Raw genomic sequence first — 14,288 nt, 5'->3', positions numbered from 1 at the left:
TTTATCACTTTCAAGCTGGTGCGAATAAGGTTGCCGGACCCTAGCGCCATGGCCTCGAAAACACCAGTATTTTTCGCATTTTCCGCCGGATTGAAGGGCGATTTAAGGGTGTTTCAACATACTGTATTTGCATGGAAAAAATGCGTTTTTCGGCAGATGTGTTGCTCTGGCACATTTAGGGGCCGAAATGGGGCGGAATTACAGCAGGTTTCAGGGCGTGATTTCCGCCCCATCCCACGCAAAGCACCGGCCCGTATCAGACGGTTTCAGCCCGTCCAGCACATCCAGCAACTGCACCGCCGCCCGGTCCGGCGAAAATAATTGGCCGGGCGCGACATTGGCCTGAAAGGGCTGGCTGAGGCTGCTATCCACCGTGCCGGGGTGGAGACCGACGCAGATCGCGCGTTTATGGGTGCGGGCAAGCTCGATCGCCATGGTGCGGATGATCTGGTTGAGCGCGGCTTTCGCGGCGCGATAGCTGTGCCAGCCGCCGAGACGATTATCGCCGATGCTCCCGACCCGCGCGGATAGCGCCGCGAAAATGGCGCGGTCGTCGCGGGGGAGGAGGGGAAGGAAATGCTTGGCCACCAGCGCCGGGCCGACCGCGTTCACCGCGAAATTGCGCAGCATCCATGCGGGGTCGATCTGGCTGTTTGCCTTTTCCGGGCCGTTTTCATGGTCGTGCAACAGGCCTGTCGCCACAAATACGAGGCCGAGCGGCTGGCTGCCGAGCTTGGATTGCACGAATGCCGCTGCGGCCTTGACGCTGGCCTCATCGGTGATGTCGATATGCGTGGGGCCGTCATCACTGCGCGACAGGCGGAGGACTTGGCTAAAGCTGCCTTCCTCTTCCAGCGCGTCGGCCATCGCGCGGCCAATGCCGCCGGATGCGCCGATGATGATGGCGGTCCCGCTCATCCTTTGACGAAGCGCCAGACATGCGCATCCGATCCGGTCGGATCAAAGGCATAGCCATCGCTGTCGAATTGTTTGACGGCTTCGAGATTGTCGAGGCGATGTTCGCAGACATAGCGTGCCATCATGCCGCGGGCCTTTTTTGCGCCAAAGCTGTTGAAGCGCAGGCCCTTTGGTCCTTGCTCCTTGAAGTCGATGCTGACGATTCGCGCCGATTTGGGCGGGTGGGGGGCGACGGCCTGCCAATATTCATTGCTGGCGAGGTTGAGGATCTCGTTTGACCCGTCTTCGGCGGCGTCCTTGCCCAATTGGGTCGCGATTTTCTCGCCCCAGAAATCATAGAGATTCGGGTGATTGTCCGGTCCCCAGCGTGTCCCCATTTCGAGGCGATAGGGCTTCATCGCATCCAATGGGCGCAACAGGCCATAAAGGCCGGACAGGATGCGGACATGGTCTTGCGCGAAGTCGATCGCCTCTTCCGGCAGGCTTTTCGCCTCGAACCCGGTGTACACATCGCCATTGAATGCGAACAAAGCCGGGCGTTCCGGTTGGTCGTCAAAGCCATGATAACGTTCGGCATTGAGCGCCGCGAGCTTATCCGAAATATGCATCAATTCGCCAAGCTGGGCGGCAGAAAGCTGTGCCGCGCCCAAAGCCAGCCGCGCAATTTCCTTGGGGAAACGCGGGCGGGTAACCTCCAACGGCGGCAGGGTCGATTTGTAGTCCAGCGTTTTCGCGGGCGAGAGGGTGATGATCATGACTGGCACTGGTAACAATCAAGAAGCGCGAGGCCAAGTGCTATTGGGTCAGGTGCTTTGGGCGCAATTCATTCAAGCTTCGTTCAGCGGTGCAATGCGATGTGCAGCTAATGCGATCATCTCACTTGTTTGTCGGAACACGGCAAGTTAACTCAGGTGTCGTGAAGCACATCCGACGGCGTGGCCGTTGCACTAGGAGAATATGGTGATGAAGGCAGTTTCCTCTTTTGCGCTCGGTCTGGCGCTGGTTCTTGGCGGCGTGACCGCTGGTGCGGTTGCCCCGGCTGTGGCCAAGGAAAAGCCGGCCAAGGCCAAGGAGTTCAAGCTTGGCAACAAGCTGCGTGAGGCGCTTGCCCCGATCCAGAAGGCACTGGAAGCCAATAATATCGAAGCGGCCAAGTCGGCACTGACGGCGGCGGAAGCGGTTGCGGCCACTGGCGATGAAAAATTCGTTGTCGGCCAGTTTTATGTGCAGACCGGCGGCAAGGCCAATGACCGCGCGATGCAGGGCAAGGGCATCGATATGATGATCGATAGCGGCAGCGCACCTGCGGACATGGTCGGCGCACTCTATCAGAATCAGGGTAGCATCGCCTATCAGAGCAAGGACTTTGCCAAGGCGGAGGCTGCTTTTACTAAGCTGGTCGAAGTCAATCCGGCAGATAGCAGCAACCTCATCAGCCTTGGCGAGCTGCAATATCGCAATGGCAAGGCTGAACTCGCCCTGCAGACGATTGGCCGCGCGATTGCCGCCAAGGAAGCCGCTGGCACGCCTGCCGATCAGCCTTGGTATCAGCGCGGCCTGTCGATTGCCGCTGACAAGAAGCTGACCCCGGAAATCATTCGTTTCGGCAGGATGTTGGTCAAGGCCTATCCGAGCGCACAGAACTGGCGCGATTCGACGGAATTATACCTGCAGCAGGTCAAGCTTGACCCGCAGACGTCGCTTGATCTCTTCCGTCTGCGCTTCGACACCAAGTCGCTGATGGGTGAACGCGATTGGTATGAATATGCCGAAACCGCTAATGGTCGCGGTCTGCCGGGCGAAACCAAGACGGTGCTGGATGCGGGTCTTGCCAGCGGCATGTTGCCGAAGGACAGCCGCGCCATCGCCGAGTTGAAGGCCGATGCCGTCAGCCGGGTGTCGGCGGATCAGGCTAGCCTGACCGGCGCAGAAGCGCGCGCCAAATCGGGTGCGGATGGCAAGGCCGCCAAGGGTACGGCGGACGCATGGCTGGGCTATGGCAATAACGGCAAGGCGATTGAGCTTTATCGTCTGGCGGCGAGCAAGGGCAATGTCGATCTGAATGAACTCAACACGCGCCTTGGCATTGCGCTGCTGCGTTCGGGCGACAAGGCAGGTGCGTTGGCGGCGTTCAAGCAGGTCACTGGCCCGCGCGCCGATGTCGCCGGTTATTGGATCATTCTCGCCAGTATGTAAGTGCTTGGCATGTAAGCTGCGGGTTTCGACCTGAACGAAAAAAAAGGCCCTCGGATCATGATCCGGGGGCTTTTTGTTGCTTGAGGCAGATTATTTCGCATTGATGTCGATGGGAAAGCCGCCGACATCCTTGCTGGTGCGGATCGTCAGCGAGGTTTTGACATGGGCGACGCCGGGTGCGGTGGTGAGGCGAGACGTCAGCAGCGACTGGAATTCCTGCAAATCATGGGCGACGATTTTCAGGATGAAGTCGATTTCGCCGTTCAGCATGTGGCATTCGACCACTTCCGGAATATGCTGCACATGATCTTCAAACGCGCGCAGATCCTGTTCGGCCTGACTTTTCAGACTCACCAAGGCGAATACGGTGATGGTATATCCAAGCGCCGCGCCATTCAGCCGCGCCACATAGTCGCGGATTAGCCCGGCCTCTTCCAACGCCTTGACCCGGCGCAGGCAGGGCGGCGCGGTCAGCCCGACCTTGCGGGCGAGATCGATGTTGGTCATCCGCCCGTCTTGTTGCAGGGCGGCGAGAATCTGCCAGTCGATCTCGTCGAGCCGGGTGCGCGATGAACCGATGATAGCCAAGATTGCTCACACTCCCCTGCCGCGCGTGCGCGGATGTTGTTTCACCCTGCCGCGCATGCGCGGACGTCATTTCATTGGCCTGCGTTGCACCGGCCATGCTTCGCATATAAGCGCTTTTATCCGTCGGGCAATTGTCCCACTTTGTGACGCCTTGATTTTGCAAGCGCCAAGCCCTTCCCGAAAAGGGGATAGAGAGTTAACAAATAGTTTCTAACATATTTTGTTGTTAACATTGCTATGTCAGGCGGCATGAATGCCTGGTGGGGAATGAATACTGTTTTGGGGAATATATAGTGCGCTTTGACGACCGGATTGCCACCATTACCGCGCAAGGGAGCGATGATCCGCGCGCGCGGGCGGCAATGTGGCGTCAGATGGTCGATATTCTCGCCCAGCAAAAGACGCGCGATTTTTCCAGCATGTCGCGGGCGTCCGCTTTTGCTTTTCTCGAAGAGGCCCGCGAAATCGTCGACCCATTGGGCCGTCGGGCGATTGCCCATGCCTTGTCCGGGCGGCATTTGCCGATTGATATATTGTTGTTCTTCGCCGCCGACCGCCCCGATATCGCCGCGCCCTTATTGCTGAGCGTCAAATTGAGTGCAGAAGAATGGCAGGAGGTGATCGTCGCGATCAGCCCGGTGGCGCGGTCGCTGGTGCGCCAGCGGCCCGATCTGGATGAGGCGATCAAGCGCCAGCTTAATTCTTATGGCGCAAGCGACCTGATGTTGCGCGATCAACGCGACATGGGGATGGCCTTGGATCTTGGCGGGATGGAGATGGCCGAAGTGCCAGCGCCAGCGCCAGCGCCTGCACCGGTTGAGCCGGTTGCACCTGAAATATCAGCACCTGAATTTATGGCTCCGGCGGCTCCAGATAAGCCAGCGGCGAGCTTTTTATCGGCGCCGCGCGCTGTGCAGATTCGCGAATTGGTGGACCGGATCGAAGAATTTCGCGAGCGTCGTCGGTCCGAGCCGTTTGTGCCGCTGCCGCGTGCCGATCATGAAGACGAGGATCAGGACGCCGAGGCCGAAATTGAGGCCCAGATCGATGCCAAGGTTACCGAGGCCAAGAACAAGGTGCAGGCTGATCAATTGCGCCATTTCCGGTTTGAGGCCGATCAGGATGGCGTGATTTTGTGGGTGGATGCGCTGGAACGCACGCCGTTGATCGGGTTGAACCTTGCAGAGGCCGCCGCGATCATGGGATTCGGCGTCGATGGCCATGTGGCGGGCGCGATTACGCGGCGCTCGGCATTTCGCGATGGGCGGTTGTTGGTGGCGGGCAAATCCCGCGTCGGCGGCCAATGGTGCATTTCCGGTGTGCCGTTGTTCGATGAATCCACTGGCCGCTTCCAAGGCTATCGCGGCACCGCGCGCAGGCCGTATCCGCATGAATCATCGGCTGATATGGTGGCTGCGGCTGCACCTGCCGCCCATGTCGGCAATCTGGTCGAGGCCGTTGACGACGGCGAGCAATTACAGCGCCTGCGTGAACTGGTGCATGAATTGCGTACGCCATTGAATGCAATCAGCGGTTTTGCGGATATGATCCGCAGCCAGTTTTTTGGCCCGGTGCCGCATCAATATCGTGAACAGGCCGAAACGATCATCGCGTCCGGCGCGGAATTGACGCAGATTTTGGAAGATCTGGCCCTGTTGGTGCGCGGCCCGGTCCATCGCTTTGGCCAGACAGCCGTCCTTGATCGCGAGGATGAAGCGGGGGTCGATGGCGGCGAAGTGTTGCGGCGCGTATTGGCGGCCCATCAGGGGCAGGCCGATGCCCGGCAATTGACGTTGCAGGTCGAAATTGGCCGGGGCTTGCCGCCGCTGGCGGTGGGCGAACAGGTGCTGGAACGCGTGTTGTCGCGGTTGATCGGCAATTTGATCGAACTGTGTCATCACGGCGAGAATGTCAGCATTGACTTCCTCTGCCTGCCGCGCACGGATGGCAGTGGCTGCGTTTCCATTTCCCGTCCGGGCAAGCTGCTGGGCATCGCAGCGGAAGAATTATTTGATCCCGATCGCGCGCAGGGCGAGCGGGGCGAGCAGAGCATGGATGCGGCGCGGCTGTCACTGGGCTTTACCCTGCATTTGTTGCGCAATGTCGCACGGCAATTTGGCGGCGATCTTGATATTGCCGATCATGATTTCCTGCTGTTGATCCCGGCGGTGATGAGCGAGCATCAGATCCGTTTTCCCTGATATCGCCATCTTATTTGTCGGATAACGCCGCTTAGGCTAGTCTTTGTTAATGTTGGGCGTTTATGGGCTAATGACAGGCCTTCATCGCCGGGTAACATTGCAAGACTGGAGCTTCAGTTGGAGTTGCGTATTCAGGGGGATGCAGATTTGGGGGGCGGCAGGCTTGATGGCCTGCCCGGGCCTGAAAGCACGTATCGTTTCCGTCCTGAATTCGGCCAGCGTTTCATGCTGTTCATCGATACCGAGGAGGAGTTCGACTGGAGCCAGCCCACTGCGCGCAGTTCGGTGGCCACTTCTGCGATGACGGCATTGCCACAGGCGCATAGCCGCCTTGCAGCTTATGGTGCAAAGCCCGTATATTTGTTTGATTATCCGGCCATTTCCTCCCCTAATTGCACAGATGTCATGGGGCCGTTGCTGGCTTCGGGAGGGGCATCGGCGGGGGCGCATCTGCATCCTTGGGTCAATCCGCCTTATGATGAAATCATGAATGAGAGCAACAGCTTTGCCGGTAATTTGCCGATCGAACTGGAGCGCGCCAAGTTGCACATTCTGACCCAAAAGATTGAGCAGACCTTGGGGGTTCGCCCGCTTTGTTATCGATCCGGGCGCTATGGGGTGGGGCCGGCTACGGCGATGTTGCTGGAAGAGGCCGGGTATCGCGTCGATGTCTCGGTCCGCAGTCATTTCGATTATAGCGCCACTGGCGGCCCCAATTTTGCCGGATATCCGATTACGCCCTATCGCGCAGGGCCAAAAGGCGGGTTGCTGGAAATCCCGCTGACTGCTGCATTTCTGGGACGTTGGCGGCAAAATGGGGCGAACATCTATGCCCGGACGAGTCGCATCCCCTTGGCCCATGGGGCATTGGCCAGAGCCGGGCTGTTGAACCGCATTGCGTTGACGCCCGAAGGCATGCCGGTGCAAGAGGCGATGGAAGCCGTGCGGATATTGCAGGGCGAAGGGCTGCAATTATTCAGCCTGTCCTGCCATTCGCCCAGCTTTGCGATCGGCCATACGCCCTATGTGCGCGACAAGGCCGATCTGCGTCGGTTTTACGAATGGTGGGACAGGATATTGGGGTTGCTCATATCCCTTGGCGTGACCGGGGTAGGGCTGGATGAAGTGCTCGCCGATCTCGATGCGCAAGATCGGGGCTTGCGGTAATATAGCGCAAGCGGCTATCGGGGCATCACGCTGGTCGGTCGGGCCTGTAGCTCAACGGTTAGAGCAGGCCGCTCATAACGGCTTGGTTGGGGGTTCGAGTCCCTCCGGGCCTACCAGCGTATTGATAAATATCATTATTTTTTCAGTTTGCGCCAGACGGTGGCTAACCCAATGAACAGGGTTGGACATTTTGTGGTTCGCTTATGATTGCCCGGTATTGACGCAAAAATAATGCCGCATCGCCTGCGAGATTGCAGCCATGCGGGAGAGGGCGATAATGAAGGCAGCAGTATTTCGCGAACCGGGCCAGCCACTGGCAATCGAGACGGTCGATGATCCGACCCCGGCAGCGGGTGAGGCGATTATTCGCGTCCATCATTGCGGCGTTTGCGGCACCGACCTCCACACGACCGAAAGCCATAATGCGCCGGGCGTGGATGGCGTGGTGCTGGGCCATGAATTTGTCGGCGAAATCGTGGCATTGGGGGCGGATGCGCCCGCAGGCTGGCAGGCGGGGGATCGGCTGGCGTCTTTGCCGTTTATCGGTTGCGGCCGCTGTCTGGCGTGTCTGAAAGGCATGCCGTGGCAATGCGCGGGCCGCCAGATTATCGGGTCTGCCGAAGTGCCGGGCGGTTTTGCCGAATATGCGCGGGTGCATCTGAATGAAGCGGTGCGCCTGCCGGATGCGGTGAGCTGGGAACGCGGTGCGTTGGTCGAGCCTTTGGCGGTCGCGCTCCATGCGGTGCGGCAGGTCGGGCGCGGGATTGCCGGGCGCGATGTGCTGGTGATGGGGGCGGGGCCGATTGGGCTGGCCTCGGTCCTGTGGTGCAGCTTTTTTGGCGCGCGTCAGGTGATTGTCAGCGAAATCGATGCGGGCCGCGCCAATATGGCGTTGCAATTCGGGGCGACCGGCCTGATCGACGCCAAGGGCGATGTGGCCGAACAATTCCGCGCGTTGACCGATAGTGTGCCGGACCTCATCATCGAATGCGTCGGCGTGCCGGGGATGATCGCGCAGGCCATCGAGCTTGCGCCTTTTGGCGGTGAGATTCTGGTCGTCGGTTTCTGCATGAAGCCGGATAGCTTCATGCCTGCGCTGGCGATGGTGAAAGAACTGGGGATGAAGTTCGTGATCGCCTATGACAAATCGGACTTTCAGTTCGTGGTCGATATGATGGCGGCCGGGCGGATCGATGCCGACCGGATGATCACCGATATCGTGACGTTCGAGGCCTTTCCCACCGCGTTTGAATCACTGCGGCGGCCCGGCAATCAGTGCAAGATACTGCTTTCGCCATTGGGTTGAGGTCCCACTATTTTCTGATGGGGCGGCGCTTTGTCATCAAGGCGACATCATCTTTCATTAGATGAGGCGATACATTCTTTGTTCATCATCTCTTTTTTATAAAGAGGGTGTGAAGTGGGATGTTCTCCAAAATCCTGAAATAAGGCCGTGAAAACGAGCCTTATTCTCTATGAAAGCCCGTTGTATGCGTGAAGGTGATGTCAGATGAGGCCGTTATCCACATCCGATCTGTCGGTATTGTCGCGTTATCCTGTATCCTTGCAACAGGCTGCGCTCGCGCTGTGGGGCATGGATAAAGAGGTGGGCGGCGATGCCCTGTTCACGCGAGCGCCGTCCGGTGGTGGTGCCGATAGGGGCGTGCGCGCGCATGATAGCGTCAAGTGATCGACAGGCGATAACTGCTCATCTACTGGCGCGTCCGCGCAATCTTCATTGAGAATTCGACATGAGACGGATACAGCGGGTTGAAACGCGCGCGCTGTTCGTTCTGAACTGGTCGTCGTGGCGAGATTCGACGTTCACGGGGCTATTCAAGTTCCGGCATCAAGGACCAGATCATGTCCACCACTTTTACCTTCGATAACAGCACTTCCCGCGCGAATCCGACGCCCGCGCCGATGCGGCGGTTGACGGTGCCTGCCATTCGCGAACGCAAGGGGGCGGAACCGTTGGTGATGCTGACCGCTTATACGGTGCGGATGGCGCAGTTGCTCGACCCGCATTGCGATATGTTGCTGGTCGGGGATTCACTCGGGCAGGTGATCTATGGCCTGCCATCCACGGTGCCGGTGACGGTCGAAATGATGTGCGCCCATGGCGCGGCAGTCGTGCGCGGTTCCTATCACAGCCTTGTCGTTGTCGATCTGCCGTTCGGTTCCTATGAAGCCAGCCCCATGCAGGCGTTTGAAACTTCGGCGCGGATTATGAAGGAAACGGGCGCGGCGGCGGTCAAGCTGGAAGGCGGGGCCGTGATGGCGGAAACGGTGGCGTTTCTGTCGGCCAGAGGGATTCCGGTGATCGGTCATGTCGGCCTGACCCCGCAGGCGGTGAATGCGCTCGGCGGCTATGGCGTGCGCGGACGCAGCAGCGCGGAAGCGGACAAGATCGTGGCGGATGCCAAGGCGATTGATCAGGCGGGGGCGATTGCGGTGGTCGTGGAGGGCGTGGTTGAACCGATCGCGATCGCGGTGACCAAGGCGATTGCCTGCCCGACCATCGGGATTGGCGCATCGGCGCAATGTGATGGGCAGGTGCTGGTGACCGAGGATATGCTGGGCATGTTCGACCGCGTGCCGCGCTTTGTGAAGCGTTATCACGAGATCGGCGACGAAATCGCGCAGGCCGCCGCCACCTATGCATCCGAGGTGCGTAGTCGCAGCTTCCCGACGCCGGATCAGACCTATCAGCCCAAGATCTAGGCCAAGGACTGATGTCGCAGGGCCGTTGCAGGCGGGTGAGGGCCGATAAAAGGCTTTCGTCTGCGGGCAGGAGGCACTAAGGTCCCGCCCGAATAACCCCGTTTGCTGGAGAGCATAATTGGCCTTGCCGCCCGAGAATAACGAAGCGTTTCTGCGTGAAGTCGATGAAGAACTGCGCCGGGAACAGATCACAGGCTTCTGGCGGCGCTGGCGCGTGGCTATCATTGGCGGGACCGTGATCGGCCTCGCGACGCTGGGCGGCTGGCTTTATTATCAGCATAGCCGCGAGCAGGAAGCCGCGCGGCATGGCCAGTTGCTCGATGATACGCTCGCGGCGATGTCGACGGGCGATATGCGTAATGTCGAGGCCAATCTGAAGACGATTTCGGCCTCGCATGTCGCCGCCTATCGCGCATCGGCGATGATGGCGCAGGCGGCGATGGCCGCGTTGCAGGGCAAGGAAAAAGACGCCGTCGCGCAATATGCAGCTGTGACGGCGGATGAAGACCTTCCCCCGCCATTTCGCGATGCGGCGGTCATTCGCCAGACGGCGCTTGAATATGATGCGATGCCGCCACAGGCGGTGATCGACCGGTTGAAGCCATTGGCTGCGCCGGGCAATGCATGGTTCGGTTCGGCGGGCGAGATGACGGCGCTCGCGATGCTCAAGCTCAATCAGAACGCGCAGGCGGCGGCGATGTTTGCGGCCATTGCCAATGACAAGCAGGCCCCGGCATCTATCCGTCGTCGCGCGACCCAGATGGCGGGCTCGCTTGGCGTGGATGCGCTGGGTGATATGGCGAACGATAATCAGAATATGACTGCTGACGAGAAGGATAAGGCCGAATGAAGCGCGTCGTAATGGCTGTGGCCATGTTGAGCACTCTGTCAGCATGTGGCGTATTGGGCGGTGGCGGTGGCGATAAAAAGCCGAAGACACCGGTGCTTGGGCATCGCATTCCGGTGCTGAATGCAGATACGGGCGTGGAAATCGATCCTGCGCAGGCTGATGTGCAGGTGCTGTTACCGCCGCCATTGGAAAATGCGGAATGGAGCCAGCCGGGCGGTAGCGCTTCCAAGGCGATGGGTAATCTCGCTTTGTCGCGTGCGCCTGCCAAGATCTGGTCGGTGTCGATTGGGCAGGGCAGCGGCAAGCGGGCGCGGATCGGTTCCTCGCCTGTCGTGTCGGGCGGCAAGGTTTTCACCATGGATGCGGATGCCGAGATTCGCGCCTTTGATGCAGCCACGGGCAAGTCGCTCTGGTCGTTCCATCTTGTCGGCAAGGAAGACAAGCGCTCGGTATTTGGTGGCGGCGTCAGTGCGCAGGACGGCAAGGTCTATGCGACCAACGGCCTTGGCGAGGTCGCTGCGCTTGACGCGACGACCGGCGCGATCTTGTGGCGGACCAAGCCGGGCGGGCCGCTGCGCGGTGCGCCGTCGATTGGCTATGGCAGCATCTATGTGATCAGCCAGGATAACCAGATTTACGCCATTGATGCGGCGACCGGCAAGCTCGCTTGGAATGATGCGAGCACGTTGGAAGTGGCGGGCATTTTTGGCGCGGCGGCACCTGCCGTGGCGCAGGGGACTGTGGTTGCCGGTTTTTCCAGCGGTGAACTGACGGCGTTCCGTTATGAAAATGGCCGGGTGTTGTGGCAGGATGCGCTGACCCGCACCAATATGATGACCTCGGTATCGGCGCTGGCGGATATTGATGCCAGCCCGGTGATCGATTCGGGTCGTGTCTATGCGATCGGCAAGGGTGGCCGCATGGTCGCGCTTGAAATGCTGACCGGCCAGCGCATGTGGGAAATCAACATTGCGGGCATCGCGACGCCTTGGGTAGTTGGTGACTGGATCTATGCCATCACCGATGATGCGCGCTTGTTGTGCATCAATCGCAACAGTGGCCGGATCAAATGGGTTAGCCAATTGCCGCGCTATCGCGATCAGAAGGATAAAAAAGGCCCGATTTCATGGGTGGGGCCAGTGCTGGCGGGCAATCGCCTGATCTTGGCGTCTAGCGATGGACGTTTGACGAATGTCGAGCCGTTGCTCGGCACAATTGGTTCGACGGCGCGTGCCGGTGGTTCGATCATGTTGCAGCCGGTAGTGGCCAATAACATGATGTATTTGCTCGATGATGATGGGAAGCTTAGCGCGTGGCGATAAAAGACCTGCCTGTAATTGCCATCATTGGCCGACCTAATGTCGGCAAATCGACGTTGTTCAATCGCCTTGTCGGCAAGAAACTCGCGCTGGTCGATGACCGGCCCGGCGTGACGCGTGATCGTCGCGAAGGCGAGGCGAATTTGTTGGGCTGTGATTTCCGCATCGTCGATACCGCTGGTTTCGAAGATGAAGATCCGCAGACCCTGCCGGGGCGGATGCGGGTGCAGACGCAAGCGGCGGTGAATTCCGCCGATGCCGTGCTGTTCATGATCGATTCTCGCGCCGGGATTGTCCCGCTGGATGAGGAAATTGGTCGTTGGCTGCGCGGTGGCGATGTGCCGGTGATCCTGTTGGCCAATAAGGCCGAGGGCAAGGCGGGCGAAAGCGGCATTCTCGATGCGTTTTCGCTGGGCTTTGATACGCCGGTGCCGATCAGCGCCGAACATGGCGAAGGCCTTGTCGATCTGTTCGAGGCGCTGCGTCCTTATATCGATCGCGGCGATGACGAAGAAGAGGTTGAGGCCGAGGAAGAGGATGAGGACGCCTGGATCACCCAGCCGCTCAAGCTCTGCATCGTCGGTCGTCCGAATGCGGGCAAATCCACGTTGGTCAATCAATTGCTGGGCGAAGATCGCATGATCACCGGCCCGGAAGCAGGGATCACGCGTGATTCGATCACCATCGACTGGGAATGGAAAGACCCGGACGGCGGCAAGATGCGGCCTGTCCGCCTGATCGACACGGCGGGGATGCGCAAAAAGGCACGGGTGCAGGACAAGCTCGAAAAGCTGTCGGTTGCGGATACGCTCCATGCGGTGGATTTTGCCGAGGTCGTGGTGTTGCTGCTCGATGCGACGCGCGGGCTGGAATTACAGGATCTGAAGATCGCGGATCAGATCTGGTCGGAAGGCCGGGCGCTGATTATCGCGCTCAACAAATGGGATGTGGCGGAAAATCAAAGCAGCCTGTTCCAAGGTGTGCGCGGCGCGCTGGATGAAGGTCTGGCACAGGCCAAGGGCGTGCCGTTGCTCGCCGTTTCGGGCCGCACCGGCAAGGGGCTGGACCAGTTAATCGGCGCGGCATTCGAACTGCGCGAGCAATGGTCGAAGCGTGTATCCACCGGCCAGCTCAACCGTTGGTTCGAGCGCGCGGTCGAGAATAACCCGCCGCCTGCGCCGGGTGGTAAGCGCATCAAGCTGCGTTACATCACCCAGATCAAGACAAGGCCACCAAGCTTTGTCCTGTTCGGCAATCGCACCGACGAACTGCCGGAAAGCTATCGCCGCTATCTGGTGAACGGCCTGCGCCGCGACCTTGGTTTTGGCACGGTGCCGGTGCGGCTGACCATGCGGTCGTCGAAAAACCCCTTTGACAAGAAGGACTGATACCGGCGCATCTATCTCGCGGGCCGAAGAGCAGATCGACGCCCGCGGGATGCGTTGTCCTTGGCCTGCGTTGCAGCTTGGTCGGCGGATGCGGGCTTGTATGGATGTGCCGGGGGCGGTGATTGCGATTACCGCCGATGATCCGCGCGCCGGGGGCGAATTGCGCGCGGTGGCGCAGGCGCTGGGCTGGACCGAGATATTGTCCGAAACGGCGCATGAATATCGCTTCAAAGCGCCGGATCGGTGTGATGGGTAACGCAGGCTTTACCAGATTCGATTCATAAGGGTGTTGCCGGTTGTATCCCGGTTTGACGCCCCATTTGAGCATTCCCGCGTATATGGGGAGTCAATTTCGTACTGCACCGTCGTCTTGTCCCCCAAGGCGGCGGTGCAAACGTATCTGACGTTATGAAGCGATATTCGGCCCGACCATATCGCGCTCATCCGGCGGGACCAGCCCTGCCAATACCCCCCAAAAACCGTCAAGTGCCGCGTTCCCGGCCTCGCCATAAGCGCGGGTCATGGAGGCACGCAGCGGATCGAAGAGGCTGGCTTCAAATGCGGCACCCGCCTCTGTCAGGCGGAGCAGGCGCTGGCGACGATCGGCTTGGCCCTGTTCGGTGGCGACAAATCCGCGCGCGGCGAGGTCGTTGATGACACGGGCGAGCGATTGCTTGGTGATCGCGAGGATGCGGAGCAACTCACTTACGTTCAAACCGGGCTGACGACCGATGAAATATAACGCGCGGTGATGGGCGCGGCCAAGTCCTTGTGCGGCAAGGCCTTCGTCAATGCCGCGATACAGCCTTGTATAAGCGAAATAGAGCAATTCGATCCCGTGGCGAATATCCGCCTCATTGCGCGCGACAATATGATCGTCAGGAAAAAGGGCAGTCATATTGACGTATCTTGCGCTTGCTTTTACCAAATGGCAAGG

The 14,288-nt window shown here is 59.6% G+C and carries 14 protein-coding genes and 1 tRNA gene; 11 read left to right on the top strand and 4 right to left on the bottom strand.

Going from position 1 to position 14,288, the window contains the following annotated elements; genetic code table 11:
* Positions 1–210: 210 nt before the first annotated feature.
* Together K6117_RS02970 and yaaA are read right to left on the bottom strand one after the other, a co-directional pair.
* A complete protein-coding gene (locus K6117_RS02970; protein ID WP_221792248.1) occupies positions 211–918 on the bottom strand; it encodes an SDR family NAD(P)-dependent oxidoreductase in 708 nt (235 codons plus the stop codon).
* Positions 915–1,673 (bottom strand): peroxide stress protein YaaA, encoded by a 759-nt coding sequence (gene yaaA, locus K6117_RS02965; RefSeq protein ID WP_221792247.1) that lies wholly within the window; start codon positions 1,671–1,673, stop codon positions 915–917. The genes K6117_RS02970 and yaaA overlap by 4 nt, the downstream gene beginning before the upstream one ends.
* 208 nt (positions 1,674–1,881) lie before the next feature.
* Here yaaA and K6117_RS02960 point away from each other — a divergent pair, with 208 nt between their 5' ends.
* The gene (locus K6117_RS02960) at positions 1,882–3,114 is read left to right on the top strand and encodes a tetratricopeptide repeat protein (RefSeq protein WP_221792246.1); all 1,233 of its coding nucleotides are present in this window, start codon (positions 1,882–1,884) and stop codon (positions 3,112–3,114) included.
* A gap of 90 nt (positions 3,115–3,204) precedes the next feature.
* Here the strand turns inward: K6117_RS02960 and K6117_RS02955 are convergent, their stop codons facing one another.
* Positions 3,205–3,702, bottom strand: coding sequence for an Lrp/AsnC family transcriptional regulator (locus tag K6117_RS02955; protein WP_281422088.1), 498 nt, complete (start codon positions 3,700–3,702; stop codon positions 3,205–3,207).
* Between the two features lie 293 nt (positions 3,703–3,995).
* Here K6117_RS02955 and K6117_RS14580 point away from each other — a divergent pair, with 293 nt between their 5' ends.
* The 10 genes from K6117_RS14580 (at position 3,996) to K6117_RS02905 (ending at position 13,607) form a co-directional block, all read left to right on the top strand.
* Entirely contained in the window at positions 3,996–5,903 is a 1,908-nt protein-coding gene (locus K6117_RS14580; protein ID WP_221792245.1) for a histidine kinase dimerization/phospho-acceptor domain-containing protein, read from the top strand.
* A 117-nt stretch (positions 5,904–6,020) separates the two neighbouring features.
* The gene (locus tag K6117_RS02945) at positions 6,021–7,070 is read left to right on the top strand and encodes a polysaccharide deacetylase family protein (protein ID WP_221792244.1); all 1,050 of its coding nucleotides are present in this window, start codon (positions 6,021–6,023) and stop codon (positions 7,068–7,070) included.
* A gap of 40 nt (positions 7,071–7,110) precedes the next feature.
* Positions 7,111–7,186 (top strand) — tRNA-Ile (locus K6117_RS02940).
* Positions 7,187–7,347: 161 nt separating this feature from the next.
* Positions 7,348–8,376 (top strand): zinc-binding dehydrogenase, encoded by a 1,029-nt coding sequence (locus K6117_RS02935; RefSeq protein WP_221792243.1) that lies wholly within the window; start codon positions 7,348–7,350, stop codon positions 8,374–8,376.
* A 204-nt stretch (positions 8,377–8,580) separates the two neighbouring features.
* Positions 8,581–8,760 carry a hypothetical protein gene (locus K6117_RS02930; protein ID WP_221792242.1) on the top strand — a complete coding sequence of 60 codons (180 nt, stop codon included), beginning with the start codon at positions 8,581–8,583 and terminating at the stop codon, positions 8,758–8,760.
* A gap of 173 nt (positions 8,761–8,933) precedes the next feature.
* The gene (gene panB, locus K6117_RS02925) at positions 8,934–9,794 is read left to right on the top strand and encodes a 3-methyl-2-oxobutanoate hydroxymethyltransferase (protein ID WP_221792241.1); all 861 of its coding nucleotides are present in this window, start codon (positions 8,934–8,936) and stop codon (positions 9,792–9,794) included.
* A gap of 118 nt (positions 9,795–9,912) precedes the next feature.
* Positions 9,913–10,644 carry a tetratricopeptide repeat protein gene (locus K6117_RS02920; protein ID WP_221792240.1) on the top strand — a complete coding sequence of 244 codons (732 nt, stop codon included), beginning with the start codon at positions 9,913–9,915 and terminating at the stop codon, positions 10,642–10,644.
* Positions 10,641–11,966 (top strand): PQQ-like beta-propeller repeat protein, encoded by a 1,326-nt coding sequence (locus tag K6117_RS02915; protein ID WP_221792239.1) that lies wholly within the window; start codon positions 10,641–10,643, stop codon positions 11,964–11,966. Before K6117_RS02920 ends, K6117_RS02915 begins: the two co-directional genes overlap by 4 nt.
* A complete protein-coding gene (der, locus tag K6117_RS02910; protein ID WP_221792851.1) occupies positions 11,963–13,351 on the top strand; it encodes a ribosome biogenesis GTPase Der in 1,389 nt (462 codons plus the stop codon). The genes K6117_RS02915 and der overlap by 4 nt, the downstream gene beginning before the upstream one ends.
* The gene (locus tag K6117_RS02905; RefSeq protein WP_246604776.1) at positions 13,335–13,607 is read left to right on the top strand and encodes a sulfurtransferase TusA family protein; all 273 of its coding nucleotides are present in this window, start codon (positions 13,335–13,337) and stop codon (positions 13,605–13,607) included. The genes der and K6117_RS02905 overlap by 17 nt, the downstream gene beginning before the upstream one ends.
* A 150-nt stretch (positions 13,608–13,757) precedes the next feature.
* Here K6117_RS02905 and K6117_RS02900 read toward each other — a convergent pair whose 3' ends face one another.
* A complete protein-coding gene (locus K6117_RS02900; RefSeq protein WP_221792238.1) occupies positions 13,758–14,249 on the bottom strand; it encodes a MarR family winged helix-turn-helix transcriptional regulator in 492 nt (163 codons plus the stop codon).
* Positions 14,250–14,288 lie beyond the last annotated feature (39 nt).

The organism is Alteraquisediminimonas sediminicola (assembly GCF_019740335.1).
Lineage (GTDB): Bacteria > Pseudomonadota > Alphaproteobacteria > Sphingomonadales > Sphingomonadaceae > Alteraquisediminimonas > Alteraquisediminimonas sediminicola.
Note: the sequence above shows the minus strand (reverse complement) of the source record. Positions and strands in the feature narration are given on the sequence as shown.

What these genes read in the sequence shown, in the direction of transcription:
- K6117_RS02900 (WP_221792238.1), bottom strand. Translation starts at nt 14,249, where the DNA reads ATGACTGCCCTTTTTCCTGACGATCATATTGTCGCGCGCAATGAGGCG.
- K6117_RS02930 (WP_221792242.1), top strand. Translation starts at nt 8,581, where the DNA reads ATGAGGCCGTTATCCACATCCGATCTGTCGGTATTGTCGCGTTATCCT.
- K6117_RS02915 (WP_221792239.1), top strand. Translation starts at nt 10,641, where the DNA reads ATGAAGCGCGTCGTAATGGCTGTGGCCATGTTGAGCACTCTGTCAGCA.
- yaaA (WP_221792247.1), bottom strand. Translation starts at nt 1,673, where the DNA reads ATGATCATCACCCTCTCGCCCGCGAAAACGCTGGACTACAAATCGACC.
- K6117_RS02970 (WP_221792248.1), bottom strand. Translation starts at nt 918, where the DNA reads ATGAGCGGGACCGCCATCATCATCGGCGCATCCGGCGGCATTGGCCGC.
- K6117_RS02960 (WP_221792246.1), top strand. Translation starts at nt 1,882, where the DNA reads ATGAAGGCAGTTTCCTCTTTTGCGCTCGGTCTGGCGCTGGTTCTTGGC.
- K6117_RS02935 (WP_221792243.1), top strand. Translation starts at nt 7,348, where the DNA reads ATGAAGGCAGCAGTATTTCGCGAACCGGGCCAGCCACTGGCAATCGAG.
- panB (WP_221792241.1), top strand. Translation starts at nt 8,934, where the DNA reads ATGTCCACCACTTTTACCTTCGATAACAGCACTTCCCGCGCGAATCCG.